Raw genomic sequence first — 7,026 nt, 5'->3', positions numbered from 1 at the left:
GTCGGAATCGGGTCGGTGTCGGCACTCCTCCGGACGCCCATTCCCGTTGAGGCGAAGTCCGCGTAACCCTCCAAAAAATTCGAACACATGTTCGATTTTCTCGCCGCCGATAAGTGAACCTTATCGGAGGTCAGAGTCACCTGCCGTGCAAACTCTCCATACCGGAAATACGTTTCCGTTTGGTTGGTGCCAACGCAACGTAACCATGACGGAAAGGGCTGAAAACTGTGCACCCCTTCCCGGAGACAGATGTCCGTTCCCGCCTGAAGTGGCGGATTCCCAGGTGAAGCGGCGGATCGGTGGCGAGTTCCCACGTAAGTGGCGAAGATATCCCGGTGCTGAATGTTTCTGAGCCCCAGAGTGATTCGGCTGTTTTGGGTGATCGCTGGTTTGGGGTGGAGTTTGTGGCGGAGTCCGGCGCCCGGCGGAGGATGCGCTGGCAGTCGTTTCCGCAAGTCGCCGAGGAGATCGCGGGCCCGGTGCGGTCGTTCTCGTCGTATCGGGGTCAGACGAACTTCTCGGGCTGGTATTGGTCGGCGACGCTGGGCCGTCGGGTCGGGTTCGAGTCGTGGGTGGAGCGGGATCACCTGGTGGCGTTGGATTTCGATCCGTCGGTGAGCGATGTGGTGTCGCAGCCGTTCACGTTGCTATGGGATTCGGGAGGTCGCCGGTCGCGACGGCATACCCCGGATTTCCTGGTTCGGCTGGACAGCGGGCACACGTTGGTGCTGGATTCGAGGCCGTTCGAACGGATCAAGGACCGGGATCGAGAGGCGTTCACAGCGACAGCGCAAGCGTGCGGCGATGTCGGTTGGGAGTATGCGGTGTGGGATCGCCTGGATCCGGTGTTGACGGCGAATCCCCGCTGGTTGGGCAGGTATCGGCACCCTCGGTGTTTCGACGAACGGGTTGCGCGGGAGCTGTTGCGGGTCTTCGCCCGTCCGCAGGAATTGATCGACGGTGCCGAGGCTGCGGGGGATCCGTTGGGGACATTGCCGGTGCTCTATCACCTGATGTGGCGGCGCTGGCTGCTGGCGGATCTGTCGTTGGTGCTGTCGCATCGGACGCTGGTGCGTGTTTCACCGCGAGTGGCGGATCTGGCGGAAGTGGCGGATCTGGCGAGTGGCTGGTCAGCGACGGTTTCGGAGCGGGTGCTGTGATGCTGGAACGTCCTGGAGTGGTGTCTGTTGGCGACCAGGTCGTCTTCGAGGGGACCGTTCACGCAGTGGTCGCTATCGCGGGCGCGAAGATCCGTCTGTTGTCCGAGGCGGGTGAGCCGAGTGTGGTCGCGCTGCCGTTCTTGCTGGCGGCGGAGGATTTCGAGCTGGTCGGGTCGGCGCCGGCACCGAAGCTCGAGCCGATCAACCTGCTCGAGTCGCTGCCGGAGAAGGTGCTGGTGGCCGCCAAGGACTGGGAACGTCATGTGATCGAGGTCGAGACGGGGCGGCTGCCGGGTGCGCCGGAGCATTCGGAGCCTCGCTTGGGTTATGACCCGGCGGTGTTCTCGTTGAAGGCTCGGGAGAAGCAGAAGGCCGGGGAGTTGACCGCGAGCGGGTTGAAAACGAGCCCCCGCACGGTCGAGCGGATGCGGCAGCGCTACCGAGAGCAGGGCGTGTGGGGTTTGGTCGACACGCGATTCACCAGGTCGGTCGAGCCGACTGGGCAGGTCGACCCACGGGTGGTCGCTGCGGCGATCGCGGTGATCGATGCGCAGACAGGCACGTCGACGGGCACGAAGTCGCGGGTGATCGCGAAGGTTCAGAGGATGCTCGACGACGAGCATGGACCTGGGTCGTGCCGGTTCCGTCGAAAACCACGTTCTAGAGGCTGCTGGATGTTCTTGCCAAGGGGCGGCACACGTTCGGGTCGGCGGTTACCCGGCGGCAGACGGCGAACAAACCCGACAAGGTCTATACCCCTGCCACGGCGGCTCGGCCGGGTGAATTGGTGCATTTGGACACCACCCCGACGGATGTGATGGCGGTGATGGACGACGGCGTGATCGGGCGGGCCGAGTTGGTGTTGGCTGTCGACATCGCCACTCGCACTATCTGCGCTGGGGTTTTGCGCCCGGTCGGGGCGAAAGCTGTTGACGCGGCACTGATTCTGGCGCGCATGATGGTTCCCGAGCCGATGCGCCCGGGCTGGGATCAAGCCCTGTCCATGTCAGCGTCTCGGATTCCGTATCAGCGGCTGGTATCGCTGGATGCGCGGATGGCGATGGCAGCAGCGAAGCCGGTGATTGTCCCGGACACCGTGGTGATCGACCACGGCAAGGTGTTCATGTCGGAGGTGTTCGCCCGCGCCGCGGACACCCTCGGCATCTCGGTCCAGCCTGCGCACGTCCTGACCCCCGACCGACAAAGCGATCGTCGAACGCACCTTCGCCTCGATCAATACCCTGTTCTGCCAGCATGTTTCCGGCTACACCGGCCGGGATGTCACCCGGCGCGGTGCGGATGTCGACAATCGGGCCGTCTGGTCGCTTGCGGATTTGCAGGAGCTGTTCGACGAATGGGTGCTGGCCGGATGGCAGACCCGCCTGCACGACGGTCTGCGGCATCCGTTCACTCCCAGTGAGAAGGCCTCACCGAACGACGTCTACGCGGCCTTGATCGCCGCTGCCGGGTATGTCCCGGTCACGTTGACCGGCGAGGACTACATCGAGCTGCTGCCGGCGGAATGGCGTGCCATCAGCGACACCGGCATTCAGATCGATTACCGCACCTATAACTGCAATGAGCTGCGGCCCTCGGCCGGTCAGTCATCGGGCATCGCCACCAAGAACGGCCGCTGGGAAGTTCATTGCGGCCCCTACGACGTTTCCCGGATCTGGGTTCGCAACCATCGAGGCAGTGGCTGGATCACTGTTCCCTGGACTCACCACAACGTCGTGAGGCAACCGTTTGCCGACTTCACCTGGCGCGCCGCGCGGAAACTGGCAGCCCAGCGCGGGGTCGACGATTCCAACGAGATGGCGGTCGCCGTGATCCTGGCCGCGTTGGTGCGCCGAGCCGAAACCGGGCCCGACACCACGCGTCGGCCGCTGACAGCGTCGACTCCGACACGCCCAGCATGCGGTTCTATGGCGCCCGCGCATACACGCGCAAGCATTGCCCTCGCTGCATCGCACAGACCCCCGGCGAGCCCGTGATCAGGGTCTACTGGTCGGCCTCCGACAGCTATTGCCGCAGACACCGACTCTGGCTCGGGGAGAACTCCACACCGCGGACGGTGAACCTCAGTTCCGCACCCGAGATCGCGAAAGCAATCCATCTGCGCAGCAAACTGTTTCGCAGTGACGAGGACCAAAACTGGATTTTGAACCAGATCACCGCGGCCCAAATGATCGTGCTCGCCTGGCGGTCCAACCCCGACCCGGGTCTTGCAGTGGCGGCTCACCGCGAGATGGGATGACCGGCAGGACGCGGTCAAGGCTGTCAACCACGCGCGGCAGATCCTGCCCACCTGGCTGCTCCTCCTGCCTGAAACGGTGATCCTGGCCGAAATCCTGATGGATCCGACCTGGCGGCGCCGCATCGGCCTCGCAGAAAAGATCCACGACCAGCGGCCGTTCTACGCCCACGTCGCCCACCGACTCGGATTCAGTGGTTCTACCGCAAGACTGCACGCCGACAACGAACCCCTACGCCGCTGGGTTTACCAGCATCAAGCCCAGCACAGGGACACCTACAAATACGCCTTTCGAAGCGCACTTCTCCGATGACACCCGCACCCCTGACCTGGAAATCTGTCAGCGGCCAGTTGAAATTGGTTCTGGCGCAGTTTCGGTGATCGCTGTGGTTGATGCCGCTTTCCCCAACGCCGACACATGAATCCCGAACCTGCACGGCATCGCTGGGAGGGCTCACCGATGATTCGTGCGGTCGCCGAACGCGGTCAGAAATTGTTCATCGACGCAGTTGTCCCAGTCGTCGAGCGACCACCAGCCCCAGGGTGCTTCGGGCTCCGTCACCAACCTTGTCGGCCGACCGGTCGCCATGTGTTCGATCCGCTCGGCGGCCGCGACCGGGCGACCCTTCCAAGTCAGCTCCACTCTACTGAGCTGGGGCTCCGCGTCGGCAAGTGCGTCGATCAACCGGCTCGGCAACTTCGTGGTGGATCGCCAGTCGTCCATCCACTCCTCGCTGGGGAGCCCCCAGTATGCGATTTCGGGAGTACTGGGGGTTTCGCGTGAGGCGGTGGTGTCGTCGGCGAACCACGATTTGCGCTCGTTCTGTCCATACCGCCAACCGGCGATCGGAGCCTGCCACCAACCATGGCTCGCCTGCCACTTCAAATCCGTCAGCGCGTCGGGGATCCGGTCCTCTGCGCTGGGAAGCAGCCGGACGCGAATGCTGTCGTAGCCGAATCGGCACCAGCGCGGCTGCCCGAGATCCTCGGTCGCAGTCCGATGAGTGCGGTGCTCGATAACATCGGGGTCGTCGCTGCCGTCTTCGCCGTGGCGCACCCATGCGGAGTCGAGCTGCTCCCCGAATGACTTCCATACCAAGTCCAGCACGCGCGTCCCAGTCCAGCGTGTACCGAGCTGGACGTCCAACAGCGACCCCGTTCGGCGGTGCCAGAAAGGAATGTTGTAGGTCCCTCTCCGCCATGTAGCGGCATCAAGGATGTCCTCCGCGGTAACCACAGTGCCCGACTGTTGGTCGACGCGGACGAACACGGTCGCGATATTGGCCACGACGCAGTGTGACGTGCAGGATCGGCCAGCGCAATTTCTTTGCGGTCAGAATCTCGGCACGGGCCGAGTACATCCCGGGTCGTCACCGAAGCTGTCAGCAGATCGAATTGGAAGTGTTGCTCTGCCGAACGTTTGGGAATCGGCGTGGTCAATCGGCGAGCAGGACGCGGCGACGGAGCAGGTCGAAGTTGGCGCGGCCGTACATGGTTCTTTTGATCATTTTATAAGTTACGTGGAATCTGCCCGGCGTGATCATGCTCCCCGGATGTAACCACGAACTTGAGCGGCGGCACGGTGGCGCTGAGGGAGAAGTGGCCAGTGTTGGGCCGGGACGAGCAGGCGGCGGTGTGGCTGCAGGTGTGGACTGATCTGGGTCGGGCGCCGCGCACGATCGACGCGTATGCCCGCGGCTTGGCCGAGCATCTGCTGGCCTGCGAGCGGGACGGGGTGGATCCGGTGACGGCGAATCGCGCCGATGTCGCTGCGTTCGTCCGGAAGTTGATGTCGCGGCCTCATCGCAAGGGCCGCAACGTGATTGCGATCGATTCGGTGGCCGGGCTGGCGACCGCGACGCCGTCACCTCCGGTGCCACGGCAAGCAACCAGCCCTGGCAGCACTACGACCTCGGCCACGGCTACTGCGCCTACACCTTTTTCGAACAATGCCCACACCGAATGGCGTGCGCCCGTTGCGATTTCCACAGAAACTGTCACAATCGTAATTCCGGGCTGACGGGCGCGACGGCGCTACCGAGCGTCAGAGTTGCTCAGGGACGGCCCGCACCCGCTTGACTTTTCAGAGCCCACCCAACCAGCACAAGCGCAAGTCGGCGTCGCAACGGCAGAATCGAAGTCATGCCACAACAACGGCGGCAACACATCGTGCGCCTCTATCTTGAGATCGCTCAGGCCGGGAGCTTGCAGGCCGCGATGCAAGCCGAGCTCGACCACGCTGGCTACGCGCTGACAACGTTGCTGACCAGCTGTCCCGGCTGGTGGGACTGCGCAACCCGGGTCGGAGACGACCGCCGGCACGTGCAGACCGTCCTGGGCAGCGAAGAGCGGTGGTTCCTCATGGAGTTCTGGGAACGCGGTGTCATGATGGCCCATGGCAGCACTGCCGACCTGGCCGCCTCGGCCGGAGCGATCGGCCTCTGGCAGGCAGGGTCTCGCCTGCGCGAGCTACAGGCTACATGGCCGTTTGTCCGGTTCGGCGAACTCACCGAAGCCTACGAACTCGGTGACCCCGTCGAAACCCGATGGAAGCTCTACCGTCAGACACGAGCCCGACACATCGACCACGACTTGATCGAGGCGGCCTATGCCCAGCCTCGACTACGGATGCTCTTCCCCTATACCAGCCACGGGTCGCTGCGCCTGAGTCGCTGCACCCGATTCCCTTTCACCCACGACCTCCCCGTGATTATTCCCCTCTCAGACGGGACCTACCAAGTCACCTGGCCCAAACGCCGATCTCACATCGGACACGCGGGCACGCCACCAGAGGCCGTCAGCCTCCTGGTGAACCACCTACCCGCCGACTGTCGACCAGCCGTCGACGCGACCGCTGTGGAACTCGACAGCTCTGATTCCACAGAATGATGCGGTTGACGTGGCCTTCGACGGCGCCGCTGCTGTGTTCGAGGGTGAGGCCGTTGCGGACCGCGTCGTAGTCCTTGAGCAGTCCGTCGGCGAAACCCGCGATCGCCGGGATACCGCTCGATGTGGCTTGCACAATCCAGGTGTCGAGGTGCCGGCCTTGTCGGTGGCGGGTCATGCCGGCGAAGTCGCTGACGAGCTGGTCGACCTGACGCAGGGTGGCGCAGCGGTCGAGAACACGGCGTAGTTCGGTCTTGTCCTCGTCGGTGAGCTTGTCGTCCGGACGCATGATCCAGCCGGTGACCTGCCGCGGCTTCGGCGGTGTGTGGACCGTGATGATCGGCGGCGGGCTGGTGATCCGCCAATCCTGCAACAGGCGCCGCACGGTCCGGGGAGAACCACGGTAGCCACGTTCGCGGATCTCGTTGTGCAGCGTTGCGGCGTTGTCACAACCTTGCTCCCAACGTTTCGCCAGGTATGGGATGTGCTCGTCCAGGTCGCTGCCGCGTCGGCCGACCTCGGTGAGCAGCTGTTCGGGCTCGGCCGCGCGGGCATAGCGACGCACCCAGAACGCCCCGGCCCCGCAGGACCGGGGCGTTCTGCTCAATGTCGGCCAGGCGACCAGCGACACGGGTCACGGCTTCGCCAAGCCGAGCACCGCCAAGGCGGTATGTGGCATGTAACCGTTTCGCCTCGGTCAGCGAAACCGACTCTGCCGCATAAGGA

10 protein-coding genes are annotated in these 7,026 nt (G+C 64.1%); 7 read left to right on the top strand and 3 right to left on the bottom strand.

What is annotated here, in order from left to right:
• Positions 1 to 404 precede the first annotated feature (404 nt).
• Positions 405 to 1,160, top strand: coding sequence for a TnsA-like heteromeric transposase endonuclease subunit (locus IU459_RS34730; RefSeq protein ID WP_324199142.1), 756 nt, complete (start codon positions 405 to 407; stop codon positions 1,158 to 1,160).
• Positions 1,160 to 1,978 (top strand): hypothetical protein, encoded by an 819-nt coding sequence (locus tag IU459_RS38980; RefSeq protein ID WP_228838931.1) that lies wholly within the window; start codon positions 1,160 to 1,162, stop codon positions 1,976 to 1,978. Before IU459_RS34730 ends, IU459_RS38980 begins: the two co-directional genes overlap by 1 nt.
• A 208-nt stretch (positions 1,979 to 2,186) precedes the next feature.
• On the opposite strand, the gene IU459_RS38975 is transcribed toward IU459_RS38980, so the two are convergent.
• The gene (locus IU459_RS38975) at positions 2,187 to 2,324 is read right to left on the bottom strand and encodes a hypothetical protein (RefSeq protein ID WP_228838930.1); all 138 of its coding nucleotides are present in this window, start codon (positions 2,322 to 2,324) and stop codon (positions 2,187 to 2,189) included.
• 194 nt (positions 2,325 to 2,518) lie between these two features.
• Between IU459_RS38975 and IU459_RS38970 the strand changes: the two genes are divergently transcribed.
• From IU459_RS38970 to IU459_RS34715, 3 genes are all read left to right on the top strand, one after another.
• The gene (locus IU459_RS38970) at positions 2,519 to 3,154 is read left to right on the top strand and encodes a Mu transposase C-terminal domain-containing protein (protein ID WP_324199141.1); all 636 of its coding nucleotides are present in this window, start codon (positions 2,519 to 2,521) and stop codon (positions 3,152 to 3,154) included.
• 80 nt (positions 3,155 to 3,234) lie between these two features.
• Entirely contained in the window at positions 3,235 to 3,417 is a 183-nt protein-coding gene (locus IU459_RS34720; RefSeq protein ID WP_195133833.1) for a hypothetical protein, read from the top strand.
• The gene (locus IU459_RS34715; RefSeq protein ID WP_195133832.1) at positions 3,386 to 3,727 is read left to right on the top strand and encodes a hypothetical protein; all 342 of its coding nucleotides are present in this window, start codon (positions 3,386 to 3,388) and stop codon (positions 3,725 to 3,727) included. The genes IU459_RS34720 and IU459_RS34715 overlap by 32 nt, the downstream gene beginning before the upstream one ends.
• Before the next feature lie 141 nt (positions 3,728 to 3,868).
• Here the strand turns inward: IU459_RS34715 and IU459_RS34710 are convergent, their stop codons facing one another.
• Positions 3,869 to 4,522, bottom strand: a complete 654-nt coding sequence (locus IU459_RS34710) for a hypothetical protein (protein WP_195133831.1) — start codon at positions 4,520 to 4,522, stop codon at positions 3,869 to 3,871.
• A 459-nt stretch (positions 4,523 to 4,981) separates the two neighbouring features.
• Here IU459_RS34710 and IU459_RS38965 point away from each other — a divergent pair, with 459 nt between their 5' ends.
• Positions 4,982 to 5,434 (top strand): hypothetical protein, encoded by a 453-nt coding sequence (locus IU459_RS38965; protein ID WP_228838929.1) that lies wholly within the window; start codon positions 4,982 to 4,984, stop codon positions 5,432 to 5,434.
• A gap of 122 nt (positions 5,435 to 5,556) precedes the next feature.
• Positions 5,557 to 6,303, top strand: a complete 747-nt coding sequence (locus IU459_RS34700) for a DUF6193 family natural product biosynthesis protein (RefSeq protein WP_195133830.1) — start codon at positions 5,557 to 5,559, stop codon at positions 6,301 to 6,303.
• Here the strand turns inward: IU459_RS34700 and IU459_RS34695 are convergent.
• On the bottom strand, positions 6,212 to 6,907 hold the full coding sequence (locus IU459_RS34695) for a transposase (protein WP_195133829.1): 696 nt from the start codon (positions 6,905 to 6,907) through the stop codon (positions 6,212 to 6,214). The two genes, IU459_RS34700 and IU459_RS34695, sit on opposite strands and share 92 nt — an antisense overlap.
• Positions 6,908 to 7,026 lie beyond the last annotated feature (119 nt).

Source organism: Nocardia amamiensis, assembly GCF_015477605.1.
Classification (GTDB): Bacteria; Actinomycetota; Actinomycetes; order Mycobacteriales; family Mycobacteriaceae; genus Nocardia; species Nocardia amamiensis_A.
The sequence above is the reverse complement of the archived record's forward strand: the minus strand, read 5'-3'. Positions and strand labels throughout refer to the sequence as shown.